Source organism: Halocalculus aciditolerans (genome assembly GCF_014647475.1).
GTDB lineage: Archaea > Halobacteriota > Halobacteria > Halobacteriales > Halobacteriaceae > Halocalculus > Halocalculus aciditolerans.
Map to the genome: position 1 here is coordinate 53,220 of NZ_BMPG01000004.1, position 18,711 is coordinate 71,930.

Below are 18,711 nucleotides of genomic sequence, written 5' to 3' on the forward strand. Positions count from 1 at the left end.
GACGATGATATACAAGAAGTTAGAACCACTATAATGAGTGTGAAACGAGTGCTCTTGTTCACACCGAAGTATCCACCTTACCAAGGTGGTGCACCGACCTATTATTCAAACTTGGTTCAAGAATTAGAGCGTACCGAAATCACGGTAGTTACTCAGGCTCATCCAAACAAGCCACTAAGAGAGAATAAAGAAGGTACATCGATCTATCGTACAGTCTATCGGCCACATTGGGGCGGCAAAATGATGGGTACCCTTGTCGGGGTCTTTAGTCTGTTCCTTACGATCATTGCGGTATATTGTATAAACAAGCAGGACACAATAATAGCGCATGCTTCGTCTATTTCAACCTTTGCGGCGTCGGTTACGTCGGAAGTTACACGTACGCCAATCATCTATGACTGCCGCGATCTATCAATTCGAGAGTGCTTAGTCAAGATTGGATATGACCGTGAGTATATCAGTTGTTCACCTAGTGTGGACCAGATGTTGATTTCATTTGGTGTTAAAGATGAGAATATTAAACGAGTAGAAATAGTGAATCCGGAATACACGTCGAGATTTGAGCGAGAACCCCATATAACAAACAACGAGAGTGGAGAATACTATCGATGTATATATGTAGGTGCTTTGGAACCGCATAAGAATGTCCACTCGTTGGTAAAAGCGCTTCAGTTAGTGCCAAGTGGAGAAATTAAGTTAGATATCGTAGGGAACGGCTCTGAGCGAGAGCGATTACAAGACCTAGTGGAGAGAAGGGACCTAACAGACACGGTAGACTTTCATGGTGAGCTTGACCACAGAACAGTACTCAAGATGATTCGTGATTCGAATCTTTTGATCCACCCATCAAAGAGAGAAACAGGCCCAAGAACGGTTCAAGAAGCACAACAGATTGGGACGCCGGTAATAGCAACACCAGTGGGGAAAACGCCAGAACTCATTAGCCACATGAAAAATGGACTCCTCACAAGAGACGATCCAGAAAATATCGCAGAGAATATCAACTATGCATTAAATAATCAAAGAGAGATGAGGGAAATGGCTATTGAAGGGCAGAAGAGTTTCTCGCCAGCGGAATGGGATAAGACTGTCAAGACAATAAATAAACTAGTTAATTGAATCATCTGAACAGATATGGGTGTCGCAGGCCATCAACAGCAATACAATGTCTCTCTTCGATATCAGTCAGTGTAACAGACTCCGCATCGATCCTTGCGTTTAGATCGCCTTTAGAAGAGTAGTCATTAGGTGTAGAATATTTTTCTCGGGGTAGAGATAAGACCTTGGCATATATACTGGATAGAACTTCCCAGAGAACTCGAGAAACGGAGTAGTGAGACAAGGACCAACGAATCCAGCTCATTAGAGATATTCCGACTTGAAAGTCAGTGATCTTCTGGGAAATCCCATTACGTATTTTCTGCATGAATCCAGGATCGTATCCGATCGAGACACAAACAGGATCGTGTTCTAGCCAGATTAGTTGGTTCTGTTCAAATAGTCGCCGCCAGAGATCACGATCTTCTCCACGCTGAAGGTTCCGGTAAGGGCCATACCTTAACAACAGATCTTTCGAAGATACGTTAAGGTTATTCCCTTTTAGGTACACATCCTCACAAACAGAATCGCGGATCTTTTCGTAGATAGTGACGAAATCCAAGATTCCAGCATAGTAACAGTCGTCTGCGTCCAATTGGAGGAGAATATGTTCTCCTTTAGCATGTTGGACAGCAATATTTCGGTCTTCGCCAAGCCGCCTTGAAGGATTACGATTTAAGTAAACCACACGAATCTGCTGATAATTCTCTTCTAATTCAGAGAGAATCGTAGTGGTGGAATCAACCGAACCTCCATCCACAACAATAATTTCGAATCGATTATCGACTTGATTCAGTATCGATAGCAATGACTCACGAACCGTATTTTCCATATCTAAGCAACAAACAGTAATGGAATATTCTGGATCTATAGATGTGATTTCCATGTGAAGGTAATTGGTACGGAAGTATTTTGATGATTCGAAAACAAGCGTGAGTATGGTTGGAAGGGGTGCGATGGTAATCTCTCTTGACACGGAACTTAAATGGGGCTATCATGGATTTCCTACGAGAAAGACATGGGAAAGCAGTGGAGAAGAAATTAGGAGGAAGGTAAGCCGATTATTGGATATGTTTAGTGAATTGGACGTTCCAGCCACATGGGCAATTGTTGGCCACTTATTTTTAGATAGTTGTAATGGAGAACATGAGAATATGCCGAAGCCGGAGTATAAGAATCGATCTGGGGACTGGTATGACGAAGATCCTGGAGGTGATTTTGATGAATCAAGCTGCTATTTCGCCCCAGATATCGTAGATAGAATACACTCATCAAACCAAAGCCACGAGATTGGTTCACACACCTTCTCACATATTCTATGTCAAGAAGATGGAATCAGTGCTGGCGTGGTAAAAGAAGAGATTCAAGCGTGTATAGAGATAGCGAGACGCAAAGGAATTGAGATTAGCTCATTAGTATTCCCCCGAAACCAAGTTAATTTCATAGATGAGGTTGGGGAGACAGGCATAGTTGCCTATCGAGGGGTCTCCCCCGAAGAAAGTCTCCGAGACAAAAGGTTTGGAAGATATCGGTCGTTTCTCCGTTATATTCGAAGAAAATCTGCTCCTGTAGTTAAACCAGTGAAAAGGGGACAAGGAATTTGGGAGATCCCAGCTTCACAATATCTTCAAGAAGATCCCGGTCCGAAAGTTGCAAATTGGGGAAGAAGGCGTCACCCTAGAGTCACGCGGGCTATGAAATCGATACGTAAGGCAAAACAGGCAGGCGGAGTATATCACGTGTGGTCTCATCCTCAAGATTTTACTGAGGAAAGCTTTCAAGATTTAAATAATATTATAGAATATGCCAATAACATTTCTCTCCCTGTAATCACAATGAGAGAGGTAATAAACCAGTACCGATAAAATAGTCGCTGAGTACCATGGAGATACCCGTCAGCGAGGATATCAGAAAGAAACTAAAAGAACGTGCACAAAAGAAGGGATTCAGCAGTACCGAAGAGTATTGCTCAGAGATACTGAGAACAGTAATCTTGGAATTAGATAATGAGAAGCATGATCAGAAAGTACAGCAGAGGTTAGAAGATTTGGGATACCTTTAGAGCGGGCTGTCCCTCGCAATATTACGAATGCGAGCGATTTCAGTAATATATTCATAACTATCAGTATATTCGATATCACGATTTGCGAGACCAGATTCAGGAGAAAAAACGTCTTTCCGTACACAACCATCCATGTCAGACGGGATAGGATTCCCGTATAGATGAAGTATTGTCGGAGTGAGATCTAAGATCGAGAGTCCATCAATAGAGCCGCTCCGGAAACTGGGCCCAAGTGCGGCGAACAATCCATTCCGCTTGTTCTCCGCTCTCCAATTACCATCCGAGGGATTAGAAAATATTTCATTTCTTCCGATTCCGCCCTGAATGTGTACACCCGGTGTTTGATTAATACATAAATCAGGGGCTTCATCAAGATAGGGTCCAGAATAGATATCTTCACCTTTAACCACCTCTTTTGCCACAGCGGTCCCAGAAGGCCCACGAATATCAGTTAGTTCATCAATTAGTTTTTCCCGAATTATGTGGTACTCTTTCGAGTCCTTAGGGGCATTTATATAAACAGGCCCTTGCCCACTTGCGAGGGCAAGAGTGTCAGTCCAATTAATGTGGTTGGTTTTTTGTCCACGTTTAAGTTCTCCCTGTTCATCAGGTAATGAATTCAGAAGACGATCTGGAGCGAGATTTCTAGCTAAGTTTCCAACACCGACAGAATCAACAAATTTCCCAATTCGTTCTCGCGATAGGCCTAGCTCTTGTAATTTGGACGAGATTCCAGTGTTGACTGAAAGATAACCATTGTTCGCAAGCCATGTGTTGATATGAAATACTGTGTCTATTTTGGTAGAACCATGGTCACTCATAAGGATAACATCTGTTTCATCATCAAGAAATTCACCAATATGATTGTCAATTATTTTCCACCCTTTCAAAGTATCTTCAGATCTCCAGAGGAAGTGCTGAAGAACATTTATATAAAAAGTGGTTACTTGCAGGAAGGATAAGTCGTACTCATCGGCTAATAGTTTCGCAGCACGGAATCGAGAGTCAATCACATCATATATTTCAGATAAAGACTCTGAGTCACGAGGATTTATACGGTGTTCTGGCATGACGCGATAGTCCAGTTTACGGTCCAATAACTTCTCAACTTCAGGAGGAGAGGCATATCCGGTATTATCTCCATCAGGAGCCCCAGAGACCACAAATCCATTTATTGATTTCGGTGGATGAGTAGTAGGAACACCAATAACCCCAACAGGGGAATCCTGGGCCAAAATCTCCCATAATTCAATCGTATTGTGTTTTCTATCTTCAGGGTAATACACTCGTTTCTCATCAAGGTCGATATTCTCCCACCAAAAAATCCCAAACTTTCCCGGGTTCTTTCCGGTAGAGTAAGCTTTCCAGTTTGGGGACGTTACCGGTGGTAGAACAGACTCAAGATCGCTAGTCAGACCCGATTCGAATATTCTTTGAAGGTTTGGTAGTTCTCCAGCATCAATCCAAGGTTCAAGAATCTCAAAGTGAGCACCATCCAGGCCAACAACAACTGTATTAGGGGAACTCATGATCTGGCAATATGGGTTAGAAAGGTAGTAATGTTTTTGCATGCATAAGAGGAACGGTATAGCGCAGATCTGCCACTAAGTCCAGATAGACCATAATTGCCTCACAACAATTCCTAAGTCGTACCAGAAATCCTGCTTCCGGATATACTCAAGATCGTACCGTAATTTCTGCTCGGGTTCTTCACTGGACACACCGTTAATCTGCGCCAACCCCGTTAGGCCCGGTTTGACGAACCATCGTTTACGCCAAGCCCCAACGTCTCCCTCCAAAACCTCCTCTTCATCGGTCCACGCGGCTCTTGGCCCGACGACGCTCATGTCGCCGACGAGGATTGACCAGAGCTGTGGGATTTCGTCGAGGTGCGTCGACCGGATGAAGCGACCGACACGAGTTACGCGGTCTTCATCCTCGCCGGGGTCGACGTCTTCACTCTCGGGGACCATACTCCGGAATTTGTACACCGTAAACGTCTCGCCGAATTCGGCAGTGCGTTCCTGACTGTACAACACGGGACCGGGTGAGTCCACCTTAATCGCGACGGCGACGACCACCATCACGGGAAGCGCACAGAGCAACGCGAATCCTGCGAACAGAACGTCGAACAGCCGCTTCACGATTCGTTCCTGCCAGTCCCAGGGTTCGAGGTCGACGTCGACGAGGTCCCCGTCGGCACTCGGGGCAGTGAGTACACTATCCGTGTGATTCCGATGCACCTTCACGTCGACGCCGTGGTCGTGACAGTCGGCAAGGGCAGTGAAGAACTCCCCGCGAGATGGTTCGCTGAAGGCGAAGATGGCGGTGTCGACGTCGTGGTCGACAAGGATCTCCCCGAGGGACCGGAGGTCGCCGAGGACGGGGAGCATGCCGAGGGGATGTCCGCCGTCGGCGATCGCGGGTGGGGCGTCGGTGTCGACGTTGTAGGCGCTGGGTGGGGAGACGAAGCCGATGAGGGGGAGGTCGGTGGTTTCGATGATGTCGTGGATCTCCTGGGCGTCGTCGCCGACGACGATGGCGCGCGCCTCGCCGTCGCGGGGGCGGCGGCGGAGCGCGACGAACCACGCGGGGACGGCGATGAAGGTCACGAGGCCGAGGACGATGAGGGTGGCGCGCGGGAGGCGGTAGGAGTAGTCGAAGTACCCGAGGGTGGCGAGCGCGAGAAGCCCCGAGAGGGTGCGACGCGAGGCGAGCGTGAGCGTGTCGAGGACGCGTCGCGGGCGAGGTTTGAACAGCGGGGTGAGGGCGACGAGGAACGCGCCGACGCAGATGACCGCGGACACGACGGCATCGGTACCCGAAAGAACCTGTGGCCGGAGGCGCGCCAGGACGGGAACGGCGTCCGTCACGGCTGCTTGGACCGCCGCGTGGTTCGCGAGGAGGAACGCGAGGAGGACTACGGCGACAGTACCAGACACGCTCGCGAGCCGGTACCGCGTATTCGACGCCATCGAACTACACCTCAGTATGACGACGGCCAGCATAAGGCCTTTGACGTGCACATCCGCCCAACGCGAAACGGAGTCCACTCCGCCGTAAACGAGGGGGCCACGAGCGTCGAACTCTGACGCCCACCGAGCGTCCGGGGGTGAGAGACGTCGACGCCACATTCATGGGCGAATAGGGTGACGAGTCAGTGCACGAGACATGTCCACGGTACTGGTCGTCGTCGGCGTCGTCCTCCTGTTCGTCGCGGCGTTCGCTGGGGTGTACGGTCGACGGCAGCATCGAAAGAGCGCGCTAGTCGAAGGGACCGAGACGACGTCTGTCCGGGACATCGACGAGGAGGGGCGCGTGGAGGTGAAGGGGACCGTGCGCGCGGAGGAGGGGTTCGAGTCACCGATTGCGGGTGAGCGGAGCGTGCTCTCGGCGTGGGAGGTCGAGGAGTGGGACGAGCGCGGGGGGTCCGAGATGTGGGAGACGCGCGCCGCGGGCGTGTACGCGACGCCGTTCGAAGTCGATGACGGGACGGACAGCGTTCGCGTCGACGTCGGTAGTCACGTGGACGATGCGTCGTCGGGGACGGGAATCGACGATGTCCAGGTGGGCGTCGTCGACGTCGACCGATTCCTCTCGAACGGCGTGGCCGTCGACGGGGTGCACGCAGCCCTTGAGGGTTTCTCCGTCGAGGCGAGCGTGCCACCGGACGCGGAGCCGCCCGAGCGAATCGCGGCGTTCGTTCGCGGCGAGACGAGCGTCGAGACACAGACGAATTCGATCACGAACGTCCTGGACGTCGGGACTGTGCACGGCGAGCGACGGTACTACGAGGGCACGCTCACGCCGGGCGACGAGATCTACCTCCTCGGGGAGGTTCGCGCCGCCGAGAACGCGACGTACCCGTTGAAGCCCGACGACGTCACCGTCGCGCCGCCCGACGACGGCCACCTCATCGTCTCGGACGAATCCGAAGCCGAGCTCGTCGACTCCTTCGGGCAGTACACGTACGCGTATGCGGGAGCCGCCGTCGCGGCCGTCGCCGGCGCTATCGCGCTCGCCATCGGAGCCGGCGTCGTATAACTGGAGGATTCGCCGGGCCGCCTCTCGTCGAGCGCTACGAGTCGCGGACGAGGGGTTCGTACCAGTCGCGGTTGGCTTGGTACCAGTCGATGAACTCGCTGACGCCCTCGCGAATCGAATGAGTGGCTTCGTAGCCGATGCGGTCGTGGGCTTTCGAGACGTCGGCGTGCGTGTGTTCGGCGTCGGCGTCGTTGCGCTCGGCGTACTCGATGTCGAGCTCGGGGGCGAGTTGGTCGCGGATCTCGGTGGCGAGTTCGTTGATGGAGATGTTGTCCGTGCTTCCGATGTTCATGATTTCGCCGTCGGCGCTGTCGTCGTCGAGGAGGGTGTCGTTGGCGCGGACGATGTCGTCGATGTAGGTGAAGTCACGGGTCTGTTCGCCGCTCCCGTAGACGACGGGGGGTTCGTCGTTCACGCAGCGCGAGACGAAGTTCGAGATCGCCATGTTGGGGCGCATCCGCGGGCCGTAGACGGTGAAGTAGCGAAGCGCCACTGTGGGAAGCCCGTAAATCTCGTTGTAGACGCGCGTATATTGCTCGCCGGCGAGTTTGGAGACGCCGTACGGGCTCACTGGCGTCGTGGGGTGGTCTTCGTCGTAGGGGAGGTACTCGGGCTTCCCGTACACCGAGGAAGAGGACGCGACGACGACGCGTTCGATGCCCGTGTCGCGGGCGGCGTCGAGGACGTTGAGCGTGCCGTCGACGTTGATGCTGTTCGGCTTCCGTGGGTTGTCGACGCTCGTTCGCACGCCCGCCTGCGCGGCCTCGTGGAAGACGTAGTCGACGTCTTCGACGAGGTCGTAGACGAGGTCCTCGTCGCGCACGTCGCCCTCGACGAGCTCGTACGAGCCCTCGGTCTCCTCGGCCGCCTCGCGGGCGACTTCGACGTTGTGCTCTTTCAGCTGGACGTTGTAGTACGGGTCGAAGTTATCGACGACGACGACGTCGTGGCCCTCCCGCACGAAGTGCTCGGCGAGATGCCCGCCGATGAAGCCAGCACCGCCAGTGACGAGAATGCTCATTACACGATACCGCCCGCGGGAAGGGTAAAAAGACACCGGAGCACGTGCTACTGGAAAGCCAATCACTCCGCAAACGACCGCCTCCGTGCACTCGCCGCAACGGCTTAAGGCCCGCATCGAGTAGACTCAGCGCAGACACGGCGTCCGGCAGCGATTCCGCAACCCCGTTGACGATGAAGGCCGTCAGGTTAGCTCGACGAGCGCTATCAAGCCGCCGAGAGCGACGGGGAGCGCCGCGAGATCGCGCTAGACTAGAGATGGGGGAGCTTGATGGACGCCGCCACGCCGACATCGACGCGGCGCTCGAAGACGGATACCTACAGACGCCTTATTCTGCGGCGCGCGCCGTCCCTTCGAGGCGTTCTTCGGCTTCTTCCTGGTCTTCGGGGTAGCCGACGTCGATGCGCCAGCCCTTCATCCGGATGGCGTCGATGGTGCGGCCGCTCTGAATCAACAGGTCGATGGCCTCGGAGATTTCGTACTCGCCGCGGTTCGACGGCTGGACGAGGTGGCAGGCGTGGAAGATCGCGGGCGTGAACGTGTAGAATCCGGTCATGACGAGGTTCGACGGCGGGTCGTCGGGTTTCTCGACGACGTCCGTGATTTCGCCGTACTTGTTCGTCACGCAGACGCCGTAGCGACTCGCCTCCTCGTAGGGGACTTCCTCGACGAGGAACGCCGCGTCGGCGCGCTCTTCTTCCTGTCGACGCACGACGTCTTCGAGGTTGGCGTCGAAGATGTTGTCGCCGAGCATGAGCATGAAGTCGTCGTCGATGTACTCCTCGACGGTGAGGAGGGCGTGCGCGAGCCCCTTCTGCTCGCGCTGGTGCGCGTAGGTGATGGGGATGCCCTGGAACTCATCGCCGTAGTGCTCGATGATCTTCTCCTTCATGTAGCCGACGACGACGACGAACTCGTCAGCGCCGAGGTCGGCGAGCTGCTCGAAGCAGTGCGTGAGAATCGGCTTCCCGGCGACCTCCACCATTCCCTTCGGTTTGTCCTCCGTGAGGGGGCGGAGTCGCGTTCCTTCGCCAGCCGCGAGGACGACAGCCTGCATACGGGGACCGAACGCACCGAGTGCTAAATACCTTGTACTCTCTCAGACTCGACGCATCGACACACGCTCGGGTCGAAGAGCGGGCTACTTCTCGCGAGTCTCAGGTGGTTCGAGAACGGACGCGATTGCCCGCCCAACCCGAGTCTGCGCGAGACGCGCTCCCTGCCGACCGACCCAGACGAATCCCGAATGGAGCGTCGACCCCATCCAGATCGGGTGGAGTTTCTCGACGACGAAATCGAGGAGTCGGATGAATGGTCCGACAGTGTAGGTTTCGCGGAGGTCGATGACGATGACTTCGGGTTCGGGTTCCGCGGTCAGCCACTGGTAGAGCGCGGACTGCTTCGTCACGGCGGCGACCGCGCTCGCCCACCGATTCAGCGTCGAGACGATGACGGAGCTGGCGATGATGCGTTGGATCACGGACTGCCATCGGTGCTCGCTCATAGCGTTCTCACAGTGCGGTGACGGTCGCGCGAATCGTTATCGTGCCGAGGTCGAGCGTTACGGTGCTCCCCTGCTGGATGGGCTGTCCTTTGAACTGGGTGGTGCTCGCGGTTTCGCGGACCCGCAGGGTCGCCTGCATGGTGACGGTCTTCTTTCGGGGGTTGTCGCGGAGGTAGACGTTCCCGTCCTGACTCACGAGCACCATCTCGGTCGGCTGCACGGACACGGAGTCGATCGTCGCGATGGCTTCACCATCGAACTGTTCGACCATGCCCTCGTGGATGCTGTTCGCGGTCTCGGGGTTCACGTCTTCCAGTTGCAGTGTGACCGAGCGAGTGGCCTCCGTCCCGGCCTGCTGAGCGGCGTTCGTCCGAACCACTTTGCCCGAGAACTCGTAGGAGTCAGTGCGGAACGGGAGGGTCGCGCCGTCCTCGACGACCGTGCCCGCGAACCGGGGAGTGGAGGAGCGCTCGTAGGTCACGTAGGAGACGCCGACGTAGACCGTGTTGACGCTCGGGTTGTCCGTACCGTAGACGGAGACGGATTCGACGGTCCCGAGCGTCCGGTTGTTCACGGTGTACGTGTCGCCGACGTCGATATCCGCGGCAGCCTCAGACGGAACGGTGCTTCGGAGCACAACCTGCGTCTCCGTGAGCGGGAGTTCCGACCCGGCGTCGCTCACGCTCACGATGTTGCCAGCGACCCGGTACTGGGGCGTGGTGAGCGTGAGTTCGCGATTGATTCGGAGTGGCTCGCCGGCGAACTCGAACGGCGACGTCCCGGCGACGTCTTCGAGGGCGACGCGAGCGAGGACGTGCTGGTTCCCGTTCACTTCGGTGGCGTAGACGTCGGTGATGGTGAGTTCCGATTGGCCGCCGAAGGAGATGTTCTCCCCGGGCTCAACGAGGCTCGCGACGTAATCGGGGTGCGTGCCGAGGTCGAGCGTCGCGTACTGAGTCGTCGTCTCCGGTTCCTCCGGCGCGGGCGCAGGACGCAAGACGAACGACGCGCCCGCGACGACGACGGCGAGGACTAACAGAACGACGAGGGCGTCGATAACGTTAACAACGCCGAACAGATTCCCGTCCTCGTCAATGACCTTCATAGCTGTGTGAACCGCTCTTGTTCGAGATGCTCTGACCAAATATTTAAAAAGTGTGCTTCAGCCTGCGTGTTCGACGGATTCCTCATGAACCGCCATGGGACACACGTTCCGTAGGAAGGCGGCTCGCCATCAGATCATTGACTCAGGGATATCAGCCAGACTGGCTCTGTAGAGAACCCGCAGCTACGAACAGGCTAGGTGGGTCTAATCGCTCGGTATCGCGGGCTCGTCTGACGCTCTCGCGTCAATCGCTGTGACCACCGGACTATACAACAAATTGCACCACCAATAGAATTATTAAATTACACCTGGTAGTCTCCTGTATGAACGACGCTCCCGGAGTTGAACGCTGGAAGGAGCACCAGAGCGCGTTCGACCGCGTGCGCTCCATCGCCGTCACGGTCTCCGAGCCGAGATCGGCGGACTGGATAGCCGAGCAAGCCCACGTCGCGGGGAACACTGCCCGCGACCATCTCCAGCGTCTCGTCGAGATGAACGTTCTCCAGACCAGTAGCGGGGAGACCGCGACCCGCTACGCGCCTGACCCGCTCTACACGCGCATGCAGGCGCTTCGGGATCTCCTCGACAGTCGCGACCGCGACGACCTGCTCGAACTACGCAGTGACCTGCAGGAACAGATCGAGGATTGGCAATCCACGTACGACGTAGACAGCCCCGACGACCTCCGCGAGCAAGCCGCACGCACGGACACTGCTGAGCAGACGCGCGAGCTGCGACACACCGCCAACGACTGGGAAATTGTCGCGTATCGGCGGCGGCTCGTCGAGGACGCCATCGAACACTACTCCGACTACGCGGGGAGTGCCCCCGCTCCCGCCTGACGCGATGGTCGCGTTCGACGGCGGTTACGACCCCGGTGAAGCCTCACACACGGTCCTGCTCGAACTCCGTCGCACAGTTACACGCCATCCTGTCGTCCAGCATGCCAGCGGCGAGCCGCCCGGCCAGTTCAGCCGCGTTGTCGCGACACTCGACCCGGTTGTTCTCGGGAGCAGCGCGGACGAGGGAACGCTCACGATTCGGTGGTACGCGGGTGAAACCGCTGCTTCTGAGCCGGAGTTTGCCTTCCACTACAGCGACTCCTCGGGATTCGACTGCGGCTGGCACTACGAACCCAACCCGCACGTCGAAGGGCGGGCGCACTATCAGGAACGCTCGACACCCGATGACGACTACGTCTATGAGGAGATAGCGTTCAGCAGCCTACAGCCGATCCGTCTCCTCTGGGAAATCCTCGAGCGGCTCGAAGACCGACAGAGAGACCACTGAACGCATCGTTTCGTGATCGAGAGATGTGAACCGTCTCGGCGTTAGTGGTTCGAGACGCGGAGCGTCTCGTCAACTCACTCCGTGGCAACTTCTGTTTCAACTGCGGAAGCGAGAAGGCGGCCCCCGTCATCCCCTCCGTCGAAGGCGACGAGATCGCGAAACCATCCTGATCACACTGGCTCTGGCTGGTTCGACGTCGAGACGTGGATCTGAATATCGGGTGTTAGGCGTGAGTGCTCGTGAGTTCGTCGTAGAAGGCGACGGAGAAGACGAGGAAGAAGGTGCTGGCGACGCCCATGAAGAGGGTGAGGACGAGGGCGACGGCGACGAGTGCGGGGAGGGAGAGCGTGGGGAGGCCGATGCCGGCCGCAGCCTGGGGGGAGAGGAGGAGGCTGGCAGCGCCGTAGATGGCTCCGACGAGGAGGCCGAAGACGAGGACGAGCACCATGTAGCCGATGGTGGTGAGGACGTTGGCGCGGACGACGCGGTAGCTGTGTTTGAGGCCGTCGACAGAGCCGTGGCCGTCGACGACGATTGCCTGCGCGTAGAACTGGATGAAGAACGCGAAGACGAGGTAGATGAGGAGGAAGAGGAGGGCGACGACGGCGACGATGGCGATGACGATGGTGTTCGTGCTCGCGAACCCGAGGACGAAGCCGACGCCGCCGATAATGACGAAGGCGAACCCGAGGACGAAGTTCACGGCGAGGATGATGAGGTAGGCGACGAGGAGGGAGACGTAGTTATCCCTGCCGTACTCGACGAAGTGAGAGAGATTGCTCGGGTAGCCGCTGAGGGAGTCGTGGGCCATCCCGATCATCCCTCCCTGGACGAAGGGAATCACGACGAGGAAGGCGAGTGAGAGGACGAGCGAGTAGACCGAGGAGACGAGCGGGTTCGTCGACTGGAGGGCGAGCTGTGGGGCCTGCAAGAGAAAGAGGAGACTCATCGGGATGAAGAGGGCTGGTGAGCGGGCGAGCGCGCTGGGCGACCGACGGATTGCTTGGAGGACCGTCATAATCGAGCCAACACGATACCACGACTTAACAGTGAGTGAGAGACCGTACCACGGAACACGCGTTTCGGACGGAAACGGCTGTTTGAGTCTCCCGAAGGCACTTATTCGTCCGACGGGCACGAGCGAGGTATGGCCGGAGAGTTCATCATCATCCTCCTCTTCATCGTCTTCGTCGTCGTCCTCCCGCTCTGGACGTACAGCGACGCCGCCGAGAACAGCACGCAACCCGCGTTCCTCTGGGCGCTCGTCGTCTTCCTCGCCCCCCTGCTCGGCCTCCTCCTCTACGTCCTCCTCGGTCGGAACAGATGACCAGCGCTGTCGAGGCTGCGCGTCTCAGTCGCTCTCAGTGATCGCCTGCTGGGTCTCGTCGAGGAGGGTGCGAACGCGTTCGGCGAGGTCGCCACGACGGGGGACGCCTCTTCTACGCCTCTGTCGTGGCTTCGAGTTCGTCGAAGAGCTCGCGGACGAGCGCTTCGACCTCGTCTCGAATCCGTGCGGCCTCTTCGACTGATCGGCCGTCGGGGTCGTCGAGGTCCCAGTCGCGGTTCTCGCCCGCCCAGCCCGCGGGGCAGACGTCGTCGGCCGAGCAGCCCATCGTGATGACGATGTCGCTGCGCTGAATCTCCTCGAACGTCACTTCGCGGGGCGTTCGGTTCGCGATGTCGATGCCGACGGCGGCCATGGCGTCGACGACCTCCGGGTGGACGTGATCCGCCGGGTCGGTCCCTCCAGTGACGAGTTCGACCTCGTCTCCGAGGTGTCGCTCGGTGCGTTCGCGTTCGGCGAAGGCGGAGGCCATCTGAGAGCGGCCAGCGTTCTGCACGCAGACGAGAGCGACGGTGGTCGTCATCGGGCGACCTCCGAGCGAGCGTGCAGAGCAAGCGAGACTCGTCTCGCCCAGTTCTGCACGCAGACGAGAGCGACGGTGGTCGTCATCGGGCGACCTCCGAGCGAGCGTGCAGAGCAAGCGAGACTCGTCTCGCCCAGTTCTGCACGCAGACGAGAGCGACGGTGGTTTTCTCGGGCATGGTTAGTCGGTGGTGGTGTAGGTGGGGGTGGTCGTTTCGGCGTCGAAGAGCCGGGTCTTGGTCGCGAGGGCGACGCGGACGAGCGCGAGCATGACGGGGACTTCGATGAGGGGGCCGACGACGGTGGCGAGGGCGACGTTGCTGCCGATGCCGAAGACGGCGACGGCGACGGCGATGGCGAGCTCGAAGTTGTTCGAGGAGGCGGTGAAGGCGAGGCTCACGCTCTCGGTGTAGTCGAAGCCGAGGAGCGCGCTGACGCCGTAGGCGGCGGCCCAGAGGACGACGAAGAAGACGAGGAGGGGGATGGCGATGAGGACGATCTGGCCGGGGTTAGAGATGATGTAGTCGCCTTTGAGCGCGAACATCACGACGACCGTGAAGAGGAGGCCGAGGAGGCCGAGCGGGCCGATGCGGGGGATGAACCGCTCGTAGTAGGTGTCGCGGCCGACGGTGCGGAACGCGACTTGTTGGGTGAGGTAGCCGAGGAGGAGCGGCAGGCCGAGGAAGACGAAGACCATCTGGGCGATCAACACCGTCGAGACGTCGATGCCGCCGCCGCGGAGGACGGTGAGGAAGAAGAACGCGTAGGGGACGAAGAGCGCGATCTGGAGGAGGCTGTTGACGCCGACGCAGACCGCACACATCTCCTGGTTGCCGGCGGCGAGCTCGTTCCAGACGAGTACCATCGCGATGCAGGGCGCGATGCCGACGATGACGAGGCCGGTGACGAACTCGGGGTGGCCGCCGAGGAAGAAGACGGCGAGCCCGTACATGAGGAACGGGGCGATGAGCCAGTTGAAGACGAGGGTCAGCCCGATTTCCTTTCGGGCCGTGCGGGTGACGCGCGGGATGCGCTCGTAGTCGATCTCCGCCATGATCGGGAAGATCATCACGAAGAGGCCGAGGGCGATGGGGAGACTCGTCCCGTGGAACGTGATCGCGTTCAGCGCGTCGGCGACGCCCGGGACGAATCGACCGAGCGCGACGCCGACCACCATCGCGAGACCGATCCAGAGCGTCAGATACCGGTCGAGCACGCCGAGGTCGTCGCTCACGCGAGCCACCTCCCGTCGTGGGCGTGAGTGAGTCGGGCCGACGGTTCGACGCGAATCACGCGTCCGCCCTCCGGTCGTCGGCGGTCGCGAGGAGGTCGTCGGTCAGCGGGGTCGTCGAGTAGTACCGCCAGTTGCCGTCCTTGCGGCGGGTGACGAGACCCGCCTCGACGAGGTCGGCGAGGGCGTGACTGACGGCGCTCTCGCTGACGTCGACGAGGGGTTCGAGCTCGCAGACGCAGAGCTCGTTACCGGCGACTGAGAGGGCGCGGGCGAGGCGGTAGCGCGTCTCGTTCCCGAGAACAGCGAAGACGGGACGGGCACCGTCGTCGGCGAACGCTGTGTCGGCGAGGTCGTTCAGTTCGTCGAGGCGCTGCTCGACGTCGGAGTCACAGCAGTCCCCTAGTTGGTCCGCGAGGAGACGGCGAATGCGGTCAGGAGTCGTCGCCATTACCTGCAGTTGAATCCTCATTCACATAGCTTCTGCGAATTGAATGCGAGTTCAGATACGGTGCTGGCAACGGATCGCACCGCGCAAAAAGCGAGAGAGACGTGATTCGACGGCGTCGACAGGGGCTCAAAAGCCCCAGCGGAGGCCGGACATCGTGCCGAGGACGGCGATCATGAGGACGAGTTCGACCAGGCTCAGCATCCCGTACTTCTTGTTGAGGGAGGCGAGTCGCTCGTGGTCGGTGTCGTCGGCGGCGATTTCGTCGAACATCCCGGCGGTGAAGGTGTGGAGCGGGCCGAATCCGAGGACGAGCAGCGCGATTGCGAGGACGAGCGCGGCCCACAGTGAGAGCGACGGGGCCGCCCAGAGCCCCATCATGCTCGCGAGGCCGATACCGGAGGCGATGACGCCGACCGAGACTGGTTCCATGAGGAGGTTCATCTTCGGGACGAAGCCCCCGGCGAACTCGGCGTTCGCCTCCTCGGAGAGACCCCCCATCACGGGGCCGAGGACGGCCGCGCCGAGCACGGCGGTCCCGAACCAGAACGCCCCGAGGAACAGATGGACCGTGAACAGCACCCGAGAGTCCCCGGAGAGATACCCGAGAACCGGGAGTAGGAGTGGGACGGCGATTGCGCCGACGGCGAACGGCCGAGAGGCCGCGTCCACCATCAGCCGGTAGCGTTCGCGACGGTTCGACGGGCGTCGTGCATCAGCTAACGCCATGCGGTCTCCCCCTTCATCACGGGCGGACCAACTAATGTCACCCGGATAAATGGACGGGGTGGTTAGCGTCGTTGGCCCAGTCAGAAGAACGAGCGGATTGGTTGCGCATCAGTTCGGAGACGCTTCCAGCGCGCGGCCTTAGAGGTCGCGGGCCTGGACGGTCTTGCGGCCGTTGGCGTCGGCGCGTTCCGCGGCGTCCTCGATGAGTTCCTCGACTTCCTCGTCGAGCGCGTCGTAGAAGTCGCCGGCGACGTTCTTCTCTTCCAGTGCGTCCTTGACTGCGGCTTTGACCACGAGGTTTGCCATACGGGATGTCGTTCACCCGTTCGTCACTTATACTTGACTACCGAGTCGGCCGAAATCCGCCCGCCCATGGCGGTTCGCGCGCCTCGAATCCGGAACGACCTGCGAGAGTGAGGAGCAGTGCGCGCGGAGAAGCGACCACAGACGACCGGGTGTGTACACGATTGCTCGGCCGCGAGGCGTCGAGTGGTTAGTCCGCGTGCTCGGGCCGTCCGCGCTCCCCACCGCTCGTGAGTGCGCCTCGAATATCCCGACCGGTTCGGCGGAGGAGGCGCTGGACGCTCCGTCGGCGTTTCGCGAAGAGGACACCGGCGAGGACGAGGTAGAGGACGGTGTACGCGTAGAGGACGGTGATGCTGAGCGCCGTCGCCGTCGCCTCGGGATACGTCTGGATGAGGGAGAACTCGGCAAGGACCTGAGAGGCGAAGAGCGCGAGGAGGAGGAGGGCTTCGCGGGCGCTGATGGAGAAGTTCGCGAGAATCGCGATGGCGAAGAGGCTCTGAGCGGCCGTGATCCAGATCTCGGCGGCCTGTTTCGCGTCGAACGCGAGCGTGCCGATGCTCCCGAGGGAGATGGAGTAGACGACGGCGAGCGTCCCGATAAGGAGCGTCCACTGGTTGAGTTTCGAGGAGATGAGCGCGTTGAATCCCGCCGTCGAGCGCGCCTTGTTCACGAGGTAGGCGACGACGATGAGTTCCGGGCTCTCGGAGGCGAGCGGGGCGAGCCACTGAATCATGAAGAACTCGGGGACGCCGTACTGGAGGCCGACCTGTTCGAGGCCTTCGGCGAACGGGTGGACGGCGGTGAAGATGACCGCGCCCGAGAACACGAAGCCGGCGAGCACGACGGCGGCACGCGGGAGCTTCGGGAGGCCCTGGAAGTACGCGGGGACGCTGCCGTGGGCGTCGGGTTCCTCGACGTCGCCGCGAATGATGACGAGGATGTAGAGGACGTAGAGCCCGACGAGAACGAGGGTGTCGAGCGGGCCGATGCCGCCGCTGAGCGGGACGAGGAAGGCGAACGCCGTGGCGGCGAGTAAGAAGGTGATTTCGAGGGAGATGCCGCGGTCCAGAGTGACGGCGTCCGCGAGGAATCCCTCGCGTCGTTCGACTGCGGAGTCGTGGGTTCGGGCGGCGCGATAGATGCTGAACAGGGCGATACCGGCCCACCCGAGGCCGATGAGGATGCGGTTCGCGCCCGTCATGTTCGCGACGGCGAGGTTCGCCGCCTGCGCCGAGCCCTGTCCGGCCTCCCACGCGTAGAGGGCGTCGACGGCGTACTCGGGCGCGACGGCGAGCACCGCGAGCACCGCAATCGCGAACGCCTGCGGCACGTCTTTCTCCGCGGTTTCCGCCGCCCACGCGAGGATGAACGCCGCCCCGAGAATACTGAGCCCGGCGACGGCGACCGCCGCGGCCGGCGTGATGTTCTCACCCGGATGAACGGCTCCATAGCCGCCGTAAGTCCCGAACACCCACAGCCAGGGCACGGTGAGCAGTAGCGTGACGGCGACCGGAACCAACGGGTGGCGGAGTCGAGAACGCATCGTCTACCAGAACCCCCGCGCGCCCCACGGATAACTCACAAGATACCGGCCAACCGACCGGAATCGACCGGCAGAAGACGCAGAAGCCCGTATCCGCCCGTTAGCGGCCTGCGTCGAATTTCACGGGCGAGAGCGCGCAGGATCGCCGAAAACCACCGGTACGGGGGGTATCGGTGATTCCGTCGAGAAGTCGGCGTGTCAGTCGTCGACGACCTCGACGTCGGCGTCTCCCGCGTTCCGCTTCACGCTCTCGATACCGCGCTCGACGCCCTGTTTCGACTGATAGCCCTCGCCGCTATCCGCGATGATCTTCCCGTTCGACGCGACGAGTCGCCACCGCCACTCGCCCGCTGCATCCTCGAACACTTCGAACGTGGCCATATTCGACACGTCGGCCGCCTCCGACTTACAACTACGCCCTCGTCGACGAGGCGTGCGTCCTCGTGTCGCCGAGGCGATGCTT

The 18,711-nt window shown here is 59.0% G+C and carries 22 protein-coding genes; 7 read left to right on the top strand and 15 right to left on the bottom strand.

What is annotated here, in order from left to right; genetic code table 11:
- Positions 1-483: 483 nt before the first annotated feature.
- Positions 484-1,119, top strand: a complete 636-nt coding sequence (locus IEY26_RS13865; RefSeq protein WP_229774159.1) for a glycosyltransferase — start codon at positions 484-486, stop codon at positions 1,117-1,119.
- 1 nt (position 1,120) lies between these two features.
- Here IEY26_RS13865 and IEY26_RS13870 read toward each other — a convergent pair whose 3' ends face one another.
- A complete protein-coding gene (locus IEY26_RS13870) occupies positions 1,121-1,984 on the bottom strand; it encodes a glycosyltransferase (protein ID WP_188979981.1) in 864 nt (287 codons plus the stop codon).
- Positions 1,985-2,036: 52 nt separating this feature from the next.
- Here IEY26_RS13870 and IEY26_RS13875 point away from each other — a divergent pair, with 52 nt between their 5' ends.
- Entirely contained in the window at positions 2,037-2,963 is a 927-nt protein-coding gene (locus IEY26_RS13875) for a polysaccharide deacetylase family protein (protein WP_188979983.1), read from the top strand.
- A 17-nt stretch (positions 2,964-2,980) separates the two neighbouring features.
- A complete protein-coding gene (locus IEY26_RS13880) occupies positions 2,981-3,160 on the top strand; it encodes a hypothetical protein (protein ID WP_188979984.1) in 180 nt (59 codons plus the stop codon).
- On the opposite strand, the gene IEY26_RS13885 is transcribed toward IEY26_RS13880, so the two are convergent.
- Together IEY26_RS13885 and IEY26_RS13890 are read right to left on the bottom strand one after the other, a co-directional pair.
- Positions 3,157-4,689, bottom strand: a complete 1,533-nt coding sequence (locus IEY26_RS13885; protein ID WP_188979986.1) for an alkaline phosphatase family protein — start codon at positions 4,687-4,689, stop codon at positions 3,157-3,159. The two genes, IEY26_RS13880 and IEY26_RS13885, sit on opposite strands and share 4 nt — an antisense overlap.
- A 75-nt stretch (positions 4,690-4,764) precedes the next feature.
- Entirely contained in the window at positions 4,765-6,135 is a 1,371-nt protein-coding gene (locus IEY26_RS13890; RefSeq protein WP_188979988.1) for a sugar transferase, read from the bottom strand.
- A 196-nt stretch (positions 6,136-6,331) separates the two neighbouring features.
- Here IEY26_RS13890 and IEY26_RS13895 point away from each other — a divergent pair, with 196 nt between their 5' ends.
- Positions 6,332-7,204 (top strand): GIDE domain-containing protein, encoded by an 873-nt coding sequence (locus IEY26_RS13895; protein ID WP_188979990.1) that lies wholly within the window; start codon positions 6,332-6,334, stop codon positions 7,202-7,204.
- A gap of 34 nt (positions 7,205-7,238) precedes the next feature.
- Here IEY26_RS13895 and IEY26_RS13900 read toward each other — a convergent pair whose 3' ends face one another.
- From IEY26_RS13900 to IEY26_RS13915, 4 genes are all read right to left on the bottom strand, one after another.
- Positions 7,239-8,225: a GDP-mannose 4,6-dehydratase gene (locus tag IEY26_RS13900; RefSeq protein WP_188979992.1), complete on the bottom strand. Its 987-nt coding sequence runs from the start codon at positions 8,223-8,225 to the stop codon at positions 7,239-7,241.
- 328 nt (positions 8,226-8,553) lie between these two features.
- Entirely contained in the window at positions 8,554-9,282 is a 729-nt protein-coding gene (aglF, locus tag IEY26_RS13905) for a UTP--glucose-1-phosphate uridylyltransferase AglF (RefSeq protein WP_188979994.1), read from the bottom strand.
- An 84-nt stretch (positions 9,283-9,366) separates the two neighbouring features.
- Entirely contained in the window at positions 9,367-9,729 is a 363-nt protein-coding gene (locus IEY26_RS13910; RefSeq protein WP_188980346.1) for a hypothetical protein, read from the bottom strand.
- Between the two features lie 7 nt (positions 9,730-9,736).
- Positions 9,737-10,834: a DUF4330 family protein gene (locus IEY26_RS13915; RefSeq protein WP_188979996.1), complete on the bottom strand. Its 1,098-nt coding sequence runs from the start codon at positions 10,832-10,834 to the stop codon at positions 9,737-9,739.
- Between the two features lie 323 nt (positions 10,835-11,157).
- On the opposite strand from IEY26_RS13915, the gene IEY26_RS13920 reads away from it, so the two are divergent.
- Both IEY26_RS13920 and IEY26_RS13925 read left to right on the top strand, forming a co-directional pair.
- Entirely contained in the window at positions 11,158-11,676 is a 519-nt protein-coding gene (locus tag IEY26_RS13920) for a DUF7342 family protein (protein WP_188979998.1), read from the top strand.
- A gap of 4 nt (positions 11,677-11,680) precedes the next feature.
- Positions 11,681-12,124 (top strand): hypothetical protein, encoded by a 444-nt coding sequence (locus IEY26_RS13925; protein ID WP_188980000.1) that lies wholly within the window; start codon positions 11,681-11,683, stop codon positions 12,122-12,124.
- Positions 12,125-12,347: 223 nt separating this feature from the next.
- Here IEY26_RS13925 and IEY26_RS13930 read toward each other — a convergent pair whose 3' ends face one another.
- Positions 12,348-13,142 (bottom strand): DUF7847 domain-containing protein, encoded by a 795-nt coding sequence (locus IEY26_RS13930; protein ID WP_229774145.1) that lies wholly within the window; start codon positions 13,140-13,142, stop codon positions 12,348-12,350.
- A gap of 129 nt (positions 13,143-13,271) precedes the next feature.
- Here IEY26_RS13930 and IEY26_RS13935 point away from each other — a divergent pair, with 129 nt between their 5' ends.
- Positions 13,272-13,451, top strand: a complete 180-nt coding sequence (locus tag IEY26_RS13935; RefSeq protein WP_188980002.1) for a PLDc N-terminal domain-containing protein — start codon at positions 13,272-13,274, stop codon at positions 13,449-13,451.
- Between the two features lie 112 nt (positions 13,452-13,563).
- Here the strand turns inward: IEY26_RS13935 and IEY26_RS13940 are convergent, their stop codons facing one another.
- The 7 genes from IEY26_RS13940 to IEY26_RS13970 form a co-directional block, all read right to left on the bottom strand.
- A complete protein-coding gene (locus IEY26_RS13940; RefSeq protein WP_188980004.1) occupies positions 13,564-13,992 on the bottom strand; it encodes an arsenate-mycothiol transferase ArsC in 429 nt (142 codons plus the stop codon).
- Positions 13,993-14,172: 180 nt separating this feature from the next.
- Positions 14,173-15,225, bottom strand: coding sequence for an ACR3 family arsenite efflux transporter (arsB, locus tag IEY26_RS13945; RefSeq protein ID WP_188980006.1), 1,053 nt, complete (start codon positions 15,223-15,225; stop codon positions 14,173-14,175).
- A 55-nt stretch (positions 15,226-15,280) separates the two neighbouring features.
- A complete protein-coding gene (locus IEY26_RS13950) occupies positions 15,281-15,673 on the bottom strand; it encodes an ArsR/SmtB family transcription factor (RefSeq protein WP_188980007.1) in 393 nt (130 codons plus the stop codon).
- A 126-nt stretch (positions 15,674-15,799) separates the two neighbouring features.
- The gene (locus tag IEY26_RS13955; RefSeq protein ID WP_188980008.1) at positions 15,800-16,399 is read right to left on the bottom strand and encodes a hypothetical protein; all 600 of its coding nucleotides are present in this window, start codon (positions 16,397-16,399) and stop codon (positions 15,800-15,802) included.
- Between the two features lie 138 nt (positions 16,400-16,537).
- Complete coding sequence (locus IEY26_RS13960) at positions 16,538-16,705, bottom strand: DUF1931 domain-containing protein (RefSeq protein WP_188980009.1); 168 nt, start codon at positions 16,703-16,705, stop codon at positions 16,538-16,540.
- Between the two features lie 187 nt (positions 16,706-16,892).
- A complete protein-coding gene (locus tag IEY26_RS13965) occupies positions 16,893-18,248 on the bottom strand; it encodes a sodium:calcium antiporter (protein WP_188980010.1) in 1,356 nt (451 codons plus the stop codon).
- A gap of 198 nt (positions 18,249-18,446) precedes the next feature.
- Positions 18,447-18,629, bottom strand: a complete 183-nt coding sequence (locus IEY26_RS13970) for an HVO_2922 family protein (protein ID WP_188980011.1) — start codon at positions 18,627-18,629, stop codon at positions 18,447-18,449.
- Between the last annotated feature and the right edge of the window lie 82 nt (positions 18,630-18,711).